The following is a 15,173-nucleotide window of genomic DNA, read 5'->3' on the forward strand; positions in this document are numbered from 1 at the left end:
CGTCTTTGAAAATTTGTGTAAACCACGGTCCCGGAAATTGAAAGAATAAAAGCCCTTCTAGGATTTTAGTCGTAGAAGGGTGCAACCCTGTGCCAAATTTTTCCAAAACTTTGTCAGACGGCCATATGTGATTGTGATACGATACAATTCACGTTTAGATTTTAGAAAAAACGACCAAATTGGGAGTGTCCGGGCAAGCAATTCTTAAAGGGTTTTCCGTATAATCCGAACGCACAGGGAAAGTATGGATGAAGCCACATAACCCGAACCGGGTTCCTACGGATGTGTATCTGTCGTTTGTGAGTTCCCTTTTCGGGAACCGGCTGACGCTGCTTGCTGGCGTCTTTGTGCATGTCATTGCCTTTATGGCAGTCGCTGCCAAGACAGGTGCTGTGCTCTACGTCCTCTTATCCCTGGCCTTTGTGGTCACCTTCGCCGGACGGATGCTCACTTTCCGCATCTTCGACAAGATTGACAAAGAGGAACTGACACGCGCGAAAATCGAATGGTGGGAGACGGTCTATGTCGCTGGTGCGACATCGACGGCCGCCATACTCGGTATCGGCAGTGGCTATGCGATCTTCATTCTAGGGGATCCTTTTGCCGAACTCGCCTGCATTGCGGTGACGATGGCCTCGATGGTTTCGGTCGTCGGCCGCAACTACGGCTCGCAGAAGGCGATTGATTTGCAGACGCTTGCCTGTTGTCTGCCGATGATCGTCTGCAGTCTGATGGCGCTCGATTTCTATCGCGCCATTCTCTCAGCTTTTCTCATTCCTTTCGGCCTGACGACACGCGCAATGGCAAACGGGGTGCGCGAGTTCCTTTATGAAAACGTCATCGCCCACCGGCAGATTTCGCAGATCGCAGACCGCTTCGATACTGCGCTCAATAATATGCCGCATGGCCTGGTCATGGTCGATGCGTCGAACCGCATCCAGGTGATCAACCGCAAAGCCCACGAGCTGTTGAAGATCGGGGATCCGGACCGGCTGAAAGATCGCGACCTTGGCGCCGTTCTACGTTACGGCGCCCGCTACAGCTTCATGGACGCCTCGCAGCCGGAATTGATTCTGCGGCAGCTGACGCAGGTTGCCGAAGGCAGCCTGTCGCGCACGCTGATCCATTTTCCTGAGAGCCTTTCGCTAGAATTCTCAGCGAAACGCCGTGCCGATGGCGGCGCTGTGTTGATCTTCGAGGACGTATCGAGCCGCGTTAAGGCGGAGCAAAAGATTCTGCATATGGTGCGTTTCGATGCGCTGACCGGCCTGCCGAACCGCGAATATTTCGGCCAGCTGGTGCAGGACTATCTCGCGAAGCATTCCAAGAAGACCGGCCCTCTCGGCTTCATGATCCTCGACATCGACGAGTTCAAGCATGTCAACGACATGCGCGGCCACGTCACCGGGGACCATCTGCTCTGCACGATTGCCGCGCGGATCAAGGAGATGGCCGGCAACGCAATTGTCGGTCGTCTGATGGGCGATCAGTTCATCCTCTTCTTCCCGCATGCGAATGACGAGGAGACCCTGGATATCGAGATCCGCAAGCTGCATTCGGCGATCCAGGGGCAGTATGAGGCCGACGAGGTCACTTTCCTCGTGTCGCTCAGCGCCGGCTATGCAATTCTGGAAAGCAACGCCTTTGCCATGGACGAATGGAGTGTCAAGGCCGACCTTGCGCTGTCCGAAAGCAAGTCGCGGCTCAATGGCGGCATTACCGGGTTCGAGCGCGAGATGGATGGCCGCTACATCGAGCAGCAGAAGCTCAAGGCCGACCTGCGCGAGGCCGTGGCTGCCGATGCCTTGCACCTTGTCTTCCAGCCGATGTTCAAGGCAGATGGCACGCGCATTGAATCTGCCGAGGCCCTGGCCCGCTGGGTGCATCCGGAAAAGGGTTCCATCCCGCCCGACGCCTTTATCCGCCTTGCCGAAGAAATGGGGATCATTTCCGCGATTACCCGCTTTGTGCTCTTCAAGGCCTGCAGTGAATGCATGACGTGGCCGGAGCATATCGCGGTGTCAGTAAACCTGTCCGCCCGAGATCTGCGCGACTCGGACATTCTGACCGTCGTTTCGGAAGCGCTCGCGCATTCGGGGCTTGCCGCGTCAAGACTGCATTTGGAAATCACCGAGAGCTGCCTGATCGACGAGCCGGCGGCCGTGCGGGCGATCCTGGCGGAGCTGCGGGCGCACGGCATCACCATTGCCATCGACGATTTCGGAACCGGCTTCTCCAGCCTTAGCTATCTGGACACGCTACCGCTCGATATCGTGAAAATCGATCGCTCATTCGTGCGCAACATTGGCGAGGACACGCGCCGGCTGAAGCTTCTGCGTGGAACTGTCAATCTAGCCCGTGAACTCGGCCTCAAGATCGTCATCGAAGGCGTCGAAACGCAGGAGCAGCTTGCGCTTCTCAATAAGCATCGCAGCGCGGATCTCGTGCAGGGCTATGTCTTCTCTCCGCCGGTGCCTTCGCAGGATATCGTCATCCTGTCCCAGAATCTCACTAGCCGCCGCAGCAGCATGCAGCGTCGCCGCGCAAAAGTTGCCTGACGCAATCAGTCGGTTGGCGCGCCTGCCTTCCGTCGGTCCGGCGCCGTTAACCTTAATGGCTCAAATTTAACGCGAGTTGTCTCTTTCTCTTGTGCATGTACCCGCTTCATATGATTAATAACCCGTTAACAGGGAATTAATCATTATGGGTGACAGCCTCAAGGTCAGTGATTTTTCACAAAAGCTTTTGGAAATCCTGGATCATGTCGAATATCGGCGTGTCGAAAACACTGAGGACATGGAAGCCGTCGAACGCCTGCGCTATAAGGCTTACAAGGCCCGCGAAGTACTTCCGGTAGCGGCGAAAAGCATGATCGATGACGTGGATTTCGATAGCCACGCCTATGTCTTCGGGTTGTATTATTATGAAGAGCTGGTGAGTACGATCCGCATTCACTATGTGACGCCGGATCATCGCATTTCGCAGTCGAGCGGCGTCTTTCCAGCCGAAATCGACGCCTTCCTCGATGCAGGCATGACTCTCATCGACCCGGCACGGTTTGCAGCCGATCCGGAAGTCGCGGCCGATATGCCTTGGATTCCGTACCTAACCCTTCGACCAAACATCGTAGCGGCGGCACATTTTCGCGCCAGTCGCGTGCTGCAGCATGTGCGCCCCGCCCACGCCGCCTTTTACAAGCGCGTTTTCTATGCGGATACCGTAGTGGAAAGCCGCATGACGGAGACGTACGGCTTCGAACTAACTCTTATGGCGACCAACGTCATCGAGGTCGGCCGCAAACTTCTGACACGCTATCCTTTCTTCATGTCGAGCGCCAGCGAACAGCGAATGATGTTCTCCCGCAATCCCGCGGCCACGCTGCCGCCGCTCAACATCATTCCCACGGCGCGTTACGTGCCGGAAGGTGAGCTCGGCACCGATCTGCCGCTTTGAGAGTTGTCTCATGCTCTCCTCTCCGCTGGGGAAAGGCAAAAAGTCGGGATTCTGCGATACTCCGATGCATTGCGCTTCTCCCAAGCTTTGTGTAAGGCCTGAATGGGATTAGCCCGCTCGCAATGGCTAGGGGATCATGGCATTCAGCTGGCACGCATCACGCATGCGAGGGGCATTGGAGGGAGATGAGATAGATGGCCGAAGAGCACACGGGACCCGCCGAAGTTGGCGCGCCGATGGACTACAAAGAACACGAGGCAACCTATAACCTGTTCATTGCGGCCGCGAAGTTCGGCTCCCTGGCTATCATTGCCCTGCTGCTTGGCATGACGGTCGGCTTTTTCACCGGCGGCGGCCTTCTGGGCGGGCTCCTGGTGTTCCTCATCATTCTTATTGCTGGCGTCTTTCTGCTGCGCTGACCGCGCGGCAGAAGCGGCATTTCCAAATTCTTGATAGGTGCTTGGCCTAAGCGTGACAGCGCGGCGGTCTGGCTGACCCGGAGGAGGGCAGTTGGGCAATATTGTTTTCATTGCAAGAGAATCGACCGGTTCCGAGGCGCGTGTTGCGGCCTCTGTCGAAACTGTCAGGAAAATAAAAAATCTCGGCTTCGACGTTGTCGTCGAGGCAGGCGCTGGAGATCTATCGCGCATACCGGATAGCGAATTCGAAGCTGCCGGCGCGCGGATCGGATTGGCAAGCGATGCGGCCTCTGCCGATGTGGTGCTGAAAGTTCGCCGTCCCACCGAAGCAGAAATCACAGGCTACAAGAGCGGCGCAGTCGTTATCGCCATCATGGATCCCTACGGAAACGAGGAAGCGATCGCCGGCATGGCGAAAGCCCGCCTTTCCGCCTTCGCCATGGAGCTGATGCCGCGCATCACCCGCGCGCAGTCGATGGATGTGCTTTCCTCGCAGGCCAATCTCGCAGGTTATCAAGCGGTCATCGAAGCGGCGGCGGCATATGACCGTGCCATGCCGATGATGATGACGGCGGCAGGGACTGTCCCGGCGGCCAAGGTCTTCGTCATGGGTGCTGGCGTCGCCGGCCTTCAGGCGATCGCGACCGCGCGGCGTCTCGGTGCTTCTGTCTCCGCCACCGACGTTCGCCCCGCTGCCAAGGAGCAGGTGGCCTCGCTCGGCGCCAAGTTCATCGCCGTCGAGGACGACGAGTTCAAGGCGGCCGAAACCGCCGGGGGCTATGCCAAGGAAATGTCCAAGGACTACCAGGCGAAGCAGGCGGCACTCGTTGCTGATCACATCGCCAAGCAGGACATCGTCATCACGACTGCGCTTATCCCCGGGCGTCCAGCGCCCAGGCTCGTTTCGAGCGAGATGCTAAAGTCGATGAAGCCGGGCGCGGTTGCCGTCGACCTGGCGGTCGAGCGCGGCGGCAATATCGAGGGTGCGGTTGCAGACGAAATTACCGATGTCGGAGGCGTCAAGGTAATCGGCTTTGCCAATATGCCGGGCCGAGTGGCGTCAAGCGCTTCGGCGCTTTATGCCAGAAACCTCGTCACCTTCCTCGAGACCATGGTCGACAAGGAAACGAAAAGCGTTGTCCTGAACCTCGACGATGAACTCATCAAGGCGACAATGCTGACCTATGCGGGCGACGTGGTGCATCCGGCATTCGGCGGTGCGAAGAAGGAGGATAGCTGATGGCCAGTGAAGCAATGGACAAAGCGCTGGAGCAGCTCGATCAGGCGGTCACCGCGGTCGTCACTGCCGCCGCGCAAGCCCCGGAGGCCGCAAGTGCCGCAACGGGGGGCGCGATTGATCCCTTCGTTTTCCAGTTGGCGATCTTCGTGCTGGCGATCTTCGTCGGCTATTACGTCGTCTGGTCTGTGACGCCGGCGTTGCACACGCCGCTGATGGCGGTGACCAACGCCATCTCCTCGGTCATCGTCGTCGGCGCACTGCTTGCGGTCGGTATTTCGGCAAGCGGGCTTGCGACCGGCTTCGGCTTCGTCGCGTTGGTTCTTGTCTCGGTCAACATCTTCGGTGGCTTCCTCGTCACGCAGCGCATGCTGGCGATGTACCGCAAGAAGGACAAGTGAGGCCGGACGAATGACCAATATCGCAGCTTTCCTCTATCTGGTCTCCGGCGTGCTTTTCATACTGGCGCTCCGCGGCCTTTCTCACCCGGCGACGAGCCGCAAGGGCAATCTCTACGGCATGATCGGCATGGGGATTGCGATCCTCACGACGCTGGTGCTGGCGACGCCATCCTTCATCGGTTTCGTGCTCATCGTGCTCGGTCTGGCGATTGGCGGCGGCGCAGGCGCCTATATCGCCCGCGTCATCCCGATGACCTCGATGCCGCAACTGGTCGCCGGCTTCCATTCTCTCGTCGGCCTCGCCGCCGTGCTGGTGGCCGCTTCTGCGCTCTATACGCCGTCTTCCTTCGGGATCGGCAACATCGGAGAAATCCACACCGAAGCGCGCATAGAAATGGCGATCGGCGTTGCGATCGGTGCCCTTACCTTTACCGGATCGATTATCGCCTTCCTGAAGCTTGACGGGCGCATGTCCGGCAAGCCGATCCTCCTGCCGTTCCGGCACATCATCAACATCGCGCTGCTGGCGTTGATCGTGCTCTTTATTGTCGGGCTCGCTGCGACGGAAAGCCATTTCGATTTCTGGGCGGTCGTGGCGCTCTCGCTGGCACTTGGCGTGCTGCTGATCGTCCCGATCGGTGGCGCCGACATGCCGGTCGTCGTCTCAATGCTGAATTCTTATTCAGGCTGGGCCGCCGCCGGCATCGGCTTTACACTCGGTAACCTCGCACTGATCATTACCGGCGCGCTGGTGGGCTCTTCGGGCGCCATCCTGTCCTATATCATGTGCAAGGGTATGAACCGCTCGTTCATTTCCGTCATCCTCGGCGGCTTTGGCGGTGAGACGGCAGCCGGCGGTGCCGACAATTCCGACAAGACGGTCAAGCTCGGCTCGGCGGAAGATGCTGCTTATCTGATGGCGAATGCCTCCAAGGTCATCATCGTGCCGGGTTACGGCATGGCCGTCGCCCAGGCACAGCACGCGCTTCGCGAACTCGCCGACAACCTGAAGAAGGCCGGTGTCGAGGTCAAATACGCAATTCATCCGGTCGCGGGCCGCATGCCCGGCCATATGAACGTGCTGCTGGCCGAGGCGAACGTGCCTTACGATGAAGTGTTCGAACTCGAAGATATCAACTCGGAGTTCGCGCAGGCCGATGTCGCCTATGTCATTGGCGCCAACGACGTGACCAATCCAGCTGCCCGCGACGACAAGACCTCGCCGATCTACGGCATGCCGATCCTTGACGTCGACAAGGCCAAGACCTGCCTCTTCGTCAAGCGTTCGCTGGGCTCCGGTTACGCCGGCATCGATAACACCCTGTTCTACAAGGACGGCACGATGATGCTGCTCGGCGACGCGAAAAAGGTCACCGAGGAGATCAACAAGGCGATCAATCACTGAGCGCCCCCAGCTGAGAGTGCTCGATCAGAATGAGGGCGCGGCTTAGGCCGCGCCCTTTGTTTTCACCCGCGCAGCCTTTTGGATCTCCGGGACTGGCCGGGTAGCTGCCGCTGGCACCACGCCGACGGCGTCATTCGCGCTCGAGCGCGCTGAGAAGAGCCGTGAGCGTCCAGATCAGGCCCTTCGGCAGGTAGTCTACCTCAACCGTGCCGCGAAAGGCGGCAGCGGCATGTATCTTGATCACGGTGGTACCGAATCCGGACTGAGATGGCGCGATGACGGCGGGACCGTTCCGCTCTTGCCAAACGAAACGCAGCATCGGCTCGGGCTGGTCCTCGACCCCGATCGCCGCCCAGGAAAAGGAGACGCGGCCGTGCGGAACGGAAAGCGCGCCATATTTCACAGAATTGGTTGCCAGTTCGTGGAGCGCCAAGCCGAGATTCTGGACTGCCTCAGGCTTGACGACAAAATCCTCGCCGCAAATCTCGATCTGTTCGGCCGCTTGCGGGAAGGCCTGCAGATGAATATCGATGACCCGACGGAGCGACGCCCCTGACCACTGCTCGCTCGTCAAAAGCTCTATCGAGCGGGCGAGCCCATCGAGACGATGGGAAACGGCAGTCTGGAAATTCTCGACACTGTCAGCCTGTTTGGCGAGCTGGCGCATCATTGCCTGCGCCAAAGACAGCAGGTTCTTGGTGCGATGGATCAGCTCGTGCATGATGAAATGCAGCCGGTCTTCCGTCTCGCTTCGATCGAAGGAGGCGTTAGATAGCGCGACGGCCACCTGGTTCGCCTCGATAACCGCAGTATCGATCGGCGCAACGATATCGCCCTGGCCCATCCGGTTTGCCATGTCGGCAATGTCGCGAATTGTGGTGCGCACCTGCCGCGCTACGGCATAGGCTGCAAGCACGGCGACCAAAAGCAGCGCAATGCCGCCGATGATCAGGAAGCGCCATGTCGTGAGTATCGATGCCTGCGCCGTAGAAACAGGTCCCCAGACCACCGTTTTCCAGGACCAACCAAAAATTTGTGCATAACCCAGGAGCTGATCAGGCAGAATGGTCTTGTCCTCGAAGACGCCGCTTGAGGCTGTAAGCGATGGCAGGATGCGTGGGTCGAAGGGCGTCCCAGGAGCGATGCTTGCAAGGCCGCTTGAGGCCACGACGTGACCGGCCTGATCGATGACCGCTGCGGACCAGCCGGAGGCAAGCTCCTGAGTCGTGACAAGTTTGGCGAGATCCTTGGCATTTTGCGTGACGATCAGCGCCGCAGCCTTACCAGCGTCGAGGGGCATCGTGACGTTGTAAACCCATTCACCGCTCGTCGCTCCCTTGAAGACATCGGATGCCTCGATGCGGCCTGATTTAAGGGCCGATTCCAGCGCAGGCATGTTTGCGATCTTGTTGAGCGGCATGCCGAAGTCGCGGCGCGTGTTCAGAAGTTGCTGACCGCTTCTATCGACGGCGATCACGTAGACCGTGTCGCCGCGCAGGGCTGTTTCGGTGCGTTGATGAAACGACGCGAAGTCGTTGTTCTCGAGCTCAGGGGAGGTCGACAGCAGCCGAAGGGTCGTTGCCATATCCTGCAGCTGCCGGTCGATCGAGCGGGAGAGGGTCAACGCGTCCTGCGCAGTTTCGCGTCTGAGCGTCGTGCGTTGATTGTCCTCGAGCTGCAGAAGCAAGAGGGCGACGAACGCGAAGATAGGCACGGCGATCGAGACCGCCATTGCGATGAGGTAGGTGCCGATCGACGCCTTGGGAAACAACCGCCCGTGCAGATTCATCGGCGCAATCTTTGCAAGCTTCCGAAAGCGAGTTGCTCGTTACGCTTTTCGCAAACAGGTACGATAGCAAAAAACTGCATCGCCGCCCCCGGTGCCCTAAACATGGTCGCATTTTCCGATAGCCTACTATCGGAGAACGGCCATGTTAGGGGGAGCGAGCGCTGGTTGCAACACACTAAAACTGCCGAGCTAGGCAATTGTAATCTATCGTACAAATGCTCCGTCAGGCGAACCGGGAGAGCCGGAACGGGGCAAGGCTGGCGTCGATCTCGCCTGACAGAATCTCGTTTGCTGCAAGCGTGCCAACCAGCGGCGCGAGCGTTACGCCAGAATGCATGACCGCGACATAGAGGCCGCCAAAGCCGCAGCTGCCGATAATCGGGAAACCGTCTTGTGGGATAGGACGATAGCCGACGGTGAAGAAATCCATTGTCAGCGAATCGCTGTCCAAAAGGCTGGCCTTGACCTGGGTGAAGAGGGCAGCGGCTGTTTCGCGACGGTCTTCGCCTGGATCGCTGCCGCCGAAATCGCTGCCCGCGATGATGCGTCCTTCGGCCGTTTGGCGCATATGAAGCTCCATCGCGATCACGAGGCCATTGAGCCGCTTTTCGAGGGGGCGGGAATGCACGATCAGGCCGGGCGGCGCCTCGATCGGCAGTCCGATCCCCGCTGACGCGGCGATCGGAACGGCTCCGGCCCCTGACGCGAGCGCGACGTGATCCGCTTCGATCATCCCTGCCGAAGTGACGACGCCGGTGATGCGCTCGCCGCTGCGGATCAGCCCTCGAACTACGGCGCTGACGAACTTTGCACCCCGCACCTGGGCATCTGCCAGCATCATACGTGCAGCCTCGACCGGCTCGACCGCGCCTTCCTCAGCAACGGCAACGGCAAAATCGGGCGGATTGCGAAGATAGGGCTCGCGGGCGGAGATCTCGCCGCTGCCGAGGCGCTCGATTCCGTAACCCCAGCCACCATGCTCCTTCGCGTACGCCTCGAGTCGATCTGGCGGCAGGTCCCAACAGATGCTGCCGCACCAGGAGAGCGGCAGGCCGGGAAGCTCGGCGGCGAGCCGCTTCCATTCACCCATCGATCGGCGCCGGAAGTGAAAGTAGAACTCCGGATTGCCCCAGCTTGCATTGATCCAGGCGAAGGAATTGGGGGTCGCGACGCCGCCTGTTTCCTCTGCGACGACAGTCACATCGGCACCGGCTTTCGTGAGATGCCAGGCGATCGACGCGCCAATGATACCAGCGCCGACGACGATTACATGCTGTTTCGTCCCCATCGCCGTGTTCTCCATCAACCGGCGGTATTAGCCGCTGGTGGCCGCCCCGACGCGGCCAAGGCCGTCGCGGGCCGGCTGGTATTTAGGATCGAGAGCGACTGCGTGACGATAAGAGCGAGCGGCCTTGGCTTTGTCGCCGCGGCGCTCATAGACGAGCGCTTGGTTGGCCCAGGACTCGGCAATGTTGCCGTTGAGCTCGATCGCGTGATTGAAATCGGCGAAGGCGTTGTCGTCGTCATTCAGCGCGATATAGGAGATGCCGCGACCATTGTAGGGCTCGGGTGAATTCGGAGCGAGCGAGATCGCCTTCGAGAAGTCGTCGATCGCCTTGTCCTGTTCATTGCGCTTCTGGTAAATCAGGCCGCGATTGTGATAGGCGCGGCCATCGGTCGTGCCGAGCTGGATGGCGCGGCCGAAATCGTTGAATGCGGCATCATCCTGGCCGGCCTGGCGGTAAACATTGCCCCGGCCGATATAGGCGACGTCGTAGCTCGGGTTGATCTGAAGCGCCGTGTTGTAGTCGGCGATCGCCTGCTGCTGCTGCCCCATGTTGCGATAGACGAGCGCGCGGTTGGCATAGGCCTGAAAGAAGCGTGGATTGATCTGCAGAGCCGTATTGAAATCGTTCAGTGCGGCCTTGAACTGGCCGGCGCGACCATAGGCTGAACCTCGAACATTGTAGCCTTCCGGATCCTTGGGATTGGCGTTGATCACCGAGGTCAGCGAGGCGATGTTCTCTTGGGAGCCCTGAGCCTTGTCGATGCGGATCACGGCATCGGAAGCGTTATCGGTCTGGCAGCCGGCAAGTGCGATTGCGGCGAAAACCGCGAACACCGGCAGCAACGCCGCCTTCGGTGCAGTCAAGGACCGAGGCGAGGTGAGCAAGGAATCAATCATTTGTGCGCTTTCCCCATGCGTCATATCCGGGGGCAATCGGATATGCGATCTCTCAGCGGCAAATTAAAAAGGCGGCGGCGACACGTAATCGCCCCCGCCAACATGCATCTGAAAACGTCGAAATAACGACGGTACCGCTTAGCGTGCGACCAGACCTTCGCGCTGTGCCCGCTTGCGAGCCAGCTTGCGAACGCGGCGAACGGCTTCGGCCTTCTCGCGAGCGCGCTTCTGCGACGGCTTTTCGTAGTAATCGCGCATCTTCATTTCGCGGAAAATGCCTTCGCGCTGCATCTTCTTCTTGAGAGCGCGGAGAGCCTGATCGACATTGTTATCGCGGACGAGTACCTGCACGAGAATCACGTTCCTTTGGTTTTGGTTGACGCCAGCGGCGGCACAGCGCCAGAGGCAAAAAAATATTGTTCGCGCGGCCGGAGCCTTGCGATTGGTGATGCGGGATAACAGATCGATGGCAGGAAGTCCAGACAGATATGGTTTTCGACCGCGAAAAAAGGCCGGTTGCGACTCACGCCATCGCCCTGTCGTGGAGGGCGGCGACTGCATGGGCTATTGCCGTATCCGAAAATGCACCTATATGTAGCACGTCGAATATTGCTTGTGACCTTTGTCCACGCGCTGAAGCGTTCAGTCAGATTTCCTCTCAACATCGATAAGAACCGGGCGAATGTCTCTCCGGGCAAAGCAACGATTGAAAGGAGATCGTTCATGAATTCAGGCACAGTCAAGTGGTTCAATAGCGCCAAGGGTTTTGGTTTTATTCAGCCGGATGATGGTTCGACGGACGTCTTCGTTCACATTTCCGCCGTAGAGCGCGCCGGCATGAGCACGCTGTCCGACGGTCAGAAGATCCGCTACGATCTCGTCCGGGACAAAAAATCAGGCAAGAACGCCGCGGACAACCTTCAGGCCGCATGATTTGTCATTTGCCTCCGCTGACCACGGATGTACTGGCAGCAGGCTGAATGACGGGAAGAGGTCGGGTGAAACGCCCGGCCTTTTTGTTTCGGCGATGCGGCCATCTGAAGTTAGAAGGGGTGACGTGATTTCAAAGCCGAACTATAAAGTCGGTGATTTTGTGGTGCTGAAGTCGGGCCTTACCCGAACTGCGGCTGCCGACCGGCGATGTGAGGTCGTCGGAATTTTGCCAAATGATCATGGCCAGGCGCAGTACCGCGTCCGGTTTGAAGCCGAAAACTTCGAGCGCAGAATAACCGCGCTTGATATCGATGCCTCCGAATCTCCGCCGGGTGTTGCCGACGCTCAGCCAATTCAAACGTCCGAAACGGGGCCTTGGCTGAAGACTTTCAGCACTAAGATGCGAAAGTAACGTCTCCAGCCATTCACAGTGCGGCGTCATTGCCAGCGAAAGGATAAGATTTTGCAAGTTCTCGTCAGGGATAACAACGTTGATCAGGCTCTTCGCGTTCTCAAGAAGAAGATGCAACGTGAAGGTCTGTTTCGTGAAATGAAGGCGCGCAGCGCCTATGAAAAGCCGTCCGAGAAACGCGCCCGCGAAAAGAGCGAAGCTATTCGCCGCCAGCGGAAGCTCGCGCGCAAGCAAATGCAGCGCGAAGGCTTGCTGCCGATGCCAAAAAAGGCCGCCCACAAGCGTTGAGGCCAACTTGGGGGCGCAGCTTCCAATTGCTCAAAACCATTCAAGGGAGGAGCGAATGACAGCAAGCAAGGACCAATTCTTCAACGCCACGAAGATGTCGGCCCGCGACAAGGCCGAAGCGACGGACCATACGGCGCGGGCCATTATTGCAGATGAAGCAAAGCTGCGTGAAAAAAAGACGGAGAAGCTGAAAGCACTTCGGCTGCAGCGGGAGGCGGAAGCCAAGCCCGAGCCGCCAGCACCCAAAAGGAAGCGCAAGGCTTCCGCCAGATCTTCCGCGCAATAAGGTTCGATGCGGTAGCGCTGATCCTGTTGTCTGCCCGCACCGTCCACCTAGCCGTATTTCCACGTTCCTGATCAACGACTATCTCGCTCTAATGATGCGCACCAGTCTCATCATTCGATGGCTTTCGCTTCGAAAGCGGGGTAGCGTTCTTCCTTGCTGAAAGGCTTGCAGCATCGGGGGACGTCATCTAGGCATGACACGCACGCAGCAAATCGGCGTCATCATCGGTTTGGCGATCGTCGCGCTGCTCACGTTCCTCCGCGCCGGCGATCCGCAGTTCCTGCGTTCGATCCGCGATGTGAGCTTCGATGAATATCAGCGCATATCACCGCGCCCTTTCGAAAACCTCCCGGTTCGCGTGATCGATATCGATGAGGCATCGCTGCGCGAATTCGGTCAATGGCCGTGGCCGAGGGACAGACTGGCTCTGCTCGTCAACAGACTGTCTGAAATGGGCGCGGCGGCGATCGCCTTTGACATCCTCTTTGCCGAGCCTGACCGGCTTTCGCCGCGCGCCGTCGTCGGCACGGTAAGCGGCGTTGATCCCGGGCTGCTGGCACAACTGCCGGATAACGACGAGATTTTCGCTGATGCGATGGCCGGCAAGCCTGTCGTGCTCGGCTTCGGCTTGTCCAACGAGGGAACATATCGTCCACCCGTCAAGGCGGGCTTTGCCTTTACCGGCGAAAGCCCTATTACGGCGCCTCCATATCTCAAGGCCGCAACGCCGTTGCGGCCACGTTTTGAAGCGAATGCTACAGGACTTGGCCATATCAGTCTCAATCCCGGCAATCCTTCCCCGGTCGTGCGTGCGGTTCCCCTCTTTCTGACTGACGGCGAGCAGTTTTATCCGAACCTCGCCCTCGAAGCGTTGCGCGTCGCCCAAGGCGCGTCGACGTATGTCGTGGCGGGCGCACCGGATGTGCCCGGAATCATGACATCGGCCAAGATCGGCGACCTTGTCGTTCCCGTGACTGCTGCGGGTGAACTCTGGCTCTACGTCAGCCCCGATCGGGCGGAGAGATATATCTCCGCGCGGGATGTGCTTGCGGCAAACGGCGTCTCTCCGGAGGTCAGCGCCGCGATCAATGGCAGTATCGTCTTTGTCGGCACGTCGGCTGCCGGGTTGCAGGATATCCGTGTCACCGCGCTTGGAGAGAACGTGCCGGGCGTTTCACTGCACGCGCAGACCGTCGAGCAGATCTTGAACGGCCGCTATCTGTCGCGGCCGGATTGGGCAGATGGCCTGGAGATATTTGCCGTCGCGGCGCTGGGTAGCCTTCTGGTCGTATTGACGACCTTCGTCAGCCCGGCGGTGGCGCTGGCCTGCGGGCTGACGATTACGGCGCTTGCTTTCGTCGCCTCATGGCTTTGCTTCTCCTACGCAGGACTTCTTTTCGATCCGCTGGCGCCAATTGTGAGTGGTTCGATCGCGCATTTCGCAGCGACCTCGTTTCGCATCCTTGTGATCGACCGGGAGCGGCGCGAGGTGCGCCGCGCCTTCGGGCAATATCTCTCACCGTCACTCCTTTATCGTATCGAGCACACACCGGGTGCGCTGCGGCTCGGCGGCGATGACCGGGAATTGACGGTCATGTTCGTCGATGTGCGCCATTTTACCGAAATCAGCGAGCGCCTGCCCCCGACGGCCGTCGTCGGATTCCTGAACACGCTGCTCGATGCACTGAGCCGCCATGTCGTTGCCAATGAGGGTACGCTCGACAAGTTCATCGGCGACTCGATCATGGCCTTCTGGAATGCGCCGGTCGACGTTGCCGATCACGAGACCAAGGCGGTGCGCGCCGCACTTGCGATGCGCGAGACCCTTGCCGGGCTGAATGCCGCCGATGCCTTCGGCTTTGGCAAGGATCAGCCGGTTGGGATCGGCATCGGCATCCATACCGGGCTTGCTTGCGTCGGGAACATGGGCGCTGAAACGCGCTTCAACTATTCGGCCGTGGGCGATGCTGTAAACGTCGCTGCGCGCATCGAATCGTCCTGCAAGGAAGTCGGCTTCGATATTCTGATCTCGGAGAATACGGCGAAGCAATTGGGCTCAGCCTTACTTGATGCGGGCACCATCGGCCTGAAGGGGAAAAGCGGCCGTACGCGGCTATTCGCCGTGGTCGGGGATGAGCGCTTGGCGAAATCGCCTGACTTTGCCGAACTAGACCAGTTCCACAGGCAACTCGTTGAGGCATTGCGATTGCACTCACCCCAGCAGACCCGCAGGATCATCGGTGCCATCAGGCACAAGTTCGTAACGATGGCCCCTGCTCTTGCGGAATTCTACCGGCGGATTTCCCGCCGGGCAGATCATTTCCGTGATGAGCCGATTTCTGAGGAAGCGCGTCCGGCCGAATGA

At 59.1% G+C, this 15,173-nt stretch carries 15 protein-coding genes; 11 read left to right on the forward strand and 4 right to left on the reverse strand.

Annotated elements, in window-relative coordinates:
- Nucleotides 1–248 precede the first annotated feature (248 nt).
- The 6 genes from HGP14_RS18895 (at nucleotide 249) to HGP14_RS18920 (ending at nucleotide 6,915) form a co-directional block, all read left to right on the forward strand.
- Entirely contained in the window at nucleotides 249–2,558 is a 2,310-nt protein-coding gene (locus HGP14_RS18895) for a bifunctional diguanylate cyclase/phosphodiesterase (RefSeq protein ID WP_168831423.1), read from the forward strand.
- Between the two features lie 145 nt (nucleotides 2,559–2,703).
- Nucleotides 2,704–3,453: an N-acyl amino acid synthase FeeM domain-containing protein gene (locus HGP14_RS18900; protein ID WP_168831424.1), complete on the forward strand. Its 750-nt coding sequence runs from the start codon at nucleotides 2,704–2,706 to the stop codon at nucleotides 3,451–3,453.
- 194 nt (nucleotides 3,454–3,647) lie between these two features.
- Nucleotides 3,648–3,872, forward strand: coding sequence for an aa3-type cytochrome c oxidase subunit IV (locus tag HGP14_RS18905; RefSeq protein ID WP_168831425.1), 225 nt, complete (start codon nucleotides 3,648–3,650; stop codon nucleotides 3,870–3,872).
- A gap of 91 nt (nucleotides 3,873–3,963) precedes the next feature.
- Nucleotides 3,964–5,112: a Re/Si-specific NAD(P)(+) transhydrogenase subunit alpha gene (locus tag HGP14_RS18910; protein ID WP_168831426.1), complete on the forward strand. Its 1,149-nt coding sequence runs from the start codon at nucleotides 3,964–3,966 to the stop codon at nucleotides 5,110–5,112.
- Nucleotides 5,112–5,510 (forward strand): proton-translocating transhydrogenase family protein, encoded by a 399-nt coding sequence (locus tag HGP14_RS18915; protein ID WP_168831427.1) that lies wholly within the window; start codon nucleotides 5,112–5,114, stop codon nucleotides 5,508–5,510. The genes HGP14_RS18910 and HGP14_RS18915 overlap by 1 nt, the downstream gene beginning before the upstream one ends.
- A 10-nt stretch (nucleotides 5,511–5,520) precedes the next feature.
- A complete protein-coding gene (locus tag HGP14_RS18920; protein ID WP_168831428.1) occupies nucleotides 5,521–6,915 on the forward strand; it encodes an NAD(P)(+) transhydrogenase (Re/Si-specific) subunit beta in 1,395 nt (464 codons plus the stop codon).
- Nucleotides 6,916–7,045: 130 nt separating this feature from the next.
- On the opposite strand, the gene HGP14_RS18925 is transcribed toward HGP14_RS18920, so the two are convergent.
- The 4 genes from HGP14_RS18925 to rpsU (HGP14_RS18940) form a co-directional block, all read right to left on the reverse strand.
- Nucleotides 7,046–8,704, reverse strand: coding sequence for a sensor histidine kinase (locus HGP14_RS18925; RefSeq protein ID WP_168831429.1), 1,659 nt, complete (start codon nucleotides 8,702–8,704; stop codon nucleotides 7,046–7,048).
- 223 nt (nucleotides 8,705–8,927) lie between these two features.
- Nucleotides 8,928–9,992 (reverse strand): FAD-binding oxidoreductase, encoded by a 1,065-nt coding sequence (locus HGP14_RS18930; protein WP_168831430.1) that lies wholly within the window; start codon nucleotides 9,990–9,992, stop codon nucleotides 8,928–8,930.
- A gap of 27 nt (nucleotides 9,993–10,019) precedes the next feature.
- Nucleotides 10,020–10,889 (reverse strand): tetratricopeptide repeat protein, encoded by an 870-nt coding sequence (locus HGP14_RS18935; RefSeq protein WP_168831431.1) that lies wholly within the window; start codon nucleotides 10,887–10,889, stop codon nucleotides 10,020–10,022.
- A 138-nt stretch (nucleotides 10,890–11,027) separates the two neighbouring features.
- Nucleotides 11,028–11,240: a 30S ribosomal protein S21 gene (gene rpsU / locus HGP14_RS18940; RefSeq protein ID WP_003585885.1), complete on the reverse strand. Its 213-nt coding sequence runs from the start codon at nucleotides 11,238–11,240 to the stop codon at nucleotides 11,028–11,030.
- Nucleotides 11,241–11,612: 372 nt separating this feature from the next.
- Here rpsU (HGP14_RS18940) and HGP14_RS18945 point away from each other — a divergent pair, with 372 nt between their 5' ends.
- The 5 genes from HGP14_RS18945 (at nucleotide 11,613) to HGP14_RS18965 (ending at nucleotide 15,173) form a co-directional block, all read left to right on the forward strand.
- The gene (locus HGP14_RS18945) at nucleotides 11,613–11,822 is read left to right on the forward strand and encodes a cold-shock protein (protein WP_168831432.1); all 210 of its coding nucleotides are present in this window, start codon (nucleotides 11,613–11,615) and stop codon (nucleotides 11,820–11,822) included.
- A gap of 127 nt (nucleotides 11,823–11,949) precedes the next feature.
- Entirely contained in the window at nucleotides 11,950–12,234 is a 285-nt protein-coding gene (locus HGP14_RS35555; protein ID WP_409527090.1) for a cold-shock protein, read from the forward strand.
- A gap of 51 nt (nucleotides 12,235–12,285) precedes the next feature.
- Nucleotides 12,286–12,522 carry a 30S ribosomal protein S21 gene (rpsU, locus tag HGP14_RS18955; protein ID WP_168831433.1) on the forward strand — a complete coding sequence of 79 codons (237 nt, stop codon included), beginning with the start codon at nucleotides 12,286–12,288 and terminating at the stop codon, nucleotides 12,520–12,522.
- A 55-nt stretch (nucleotides 12,523–12,577) separates the two neighbouring features.
- Nucleotides 12,578–12,808 carry a hypothetical protein gene (locus HGP14_RS18960; protein WP_168831434.1) on the forward strand — a complete coding sequence of 77 codons (231 nt, stop codon included), beginning with the start codon at nucleotides 12,578–12,580 and terminating at the stop codon, nucleotides 12,806–12,808.
- Nucleotides 12,809–13,001: 193 nt separating this feature from the next.
- A complete protein-coding gene (locus HGP14_RS18965) occupies nucleotides 13,002–15,173 on the forward strand; it encodes a CHASE2 domain-containing protein (RefSeq protein WP_168831435.1) in 2,172 nt (723 codons plus the stop codon).

The sequence above is a fragment of the Rhizobium sp. P32RR-XVIII genome (assembly GCF_012641395.1).
GTDB lineage: Bacteria > Pseudomonadota > Alphaproteobacteria > Rhizobiales > Rhizobiaceae > Rhizobium.

Coding starts and splice junctions, on each gene's coding strand:
- HGP14_RS18900 (WP_168831424.1), top strand. CDS start 2,704: ATGGGTGACAGCCTCAAGGTCAGTGATTTTTCACAAAAGCTTTTGGAA.
- HGP14_RS18915 (WP_168831427.1), top strand. CDS start 5,112: ATGGCCAGTGAAGCAATGGACAAAGCGCTGGAGCAGCTCGATCAGGCG.
- HGP14_RS18925 (WP_168831429.1), bottom strand. CDS start 8,704: ATGAATCTGCACGGGCGGTTGTTTCCCAAGGCGTCGATCGGCACCTAC.
- HGP14_RS18920 (WP_168831428.1), top strand. CDS start 5,521: ATGACCAATATCGCAGCTTTCCTCTATCTGGTCTCCGGCGTGCTTTTC.
- HGP14_RS18930 (WP_168831430.1), bottom strand. CDS start 9,992: ATGGGGACGAAACAGCATGTAATCGTCGTCGGCGCTGGTATCATTGGC.
- HGP14_RS18935 (WP_168831431.1), bottom strand. CDS start 10,889: ATGATTGATTCCTTGCTCACCTCGCCTCGGTCCTTGACTGCACCGAAG.
- HGP14_RS18945 (WP_168831432.1), top strand. CDS start 11,613: ATGAATTCAGGCACAGTCAAGTGGTTCAATAGCGCCAAGGGTTTTGGT.
- HGP14_RS18960 (WP_168831434.1), top strand. CDS start 12,578: ATGACAGCAAGCAAGGACCAATTCTTCAACGCCACGAAGATGTCGGCC.
- HGP14_RS18905 (WP_168831425.1), top strand. CDS start 3,648: ATGGCCGAAGAGCACACGGGACCCGCCGAAGTTGGCGCGCCGATGGAC.
- HGP14_RS18895 (WP_168831423.1), top strand. CDS start 249: ATGAAGCCACATAACCCGAACCGGGTTCCTACGGATGTGTATCTGTCG.
- HGP14_RS18965 (WP_168831435.1), top strand. CDS start 13,002: ATGACACGCACGCAGCAAATCGGCGTCATCATCGGTTTGGCGATCGTC.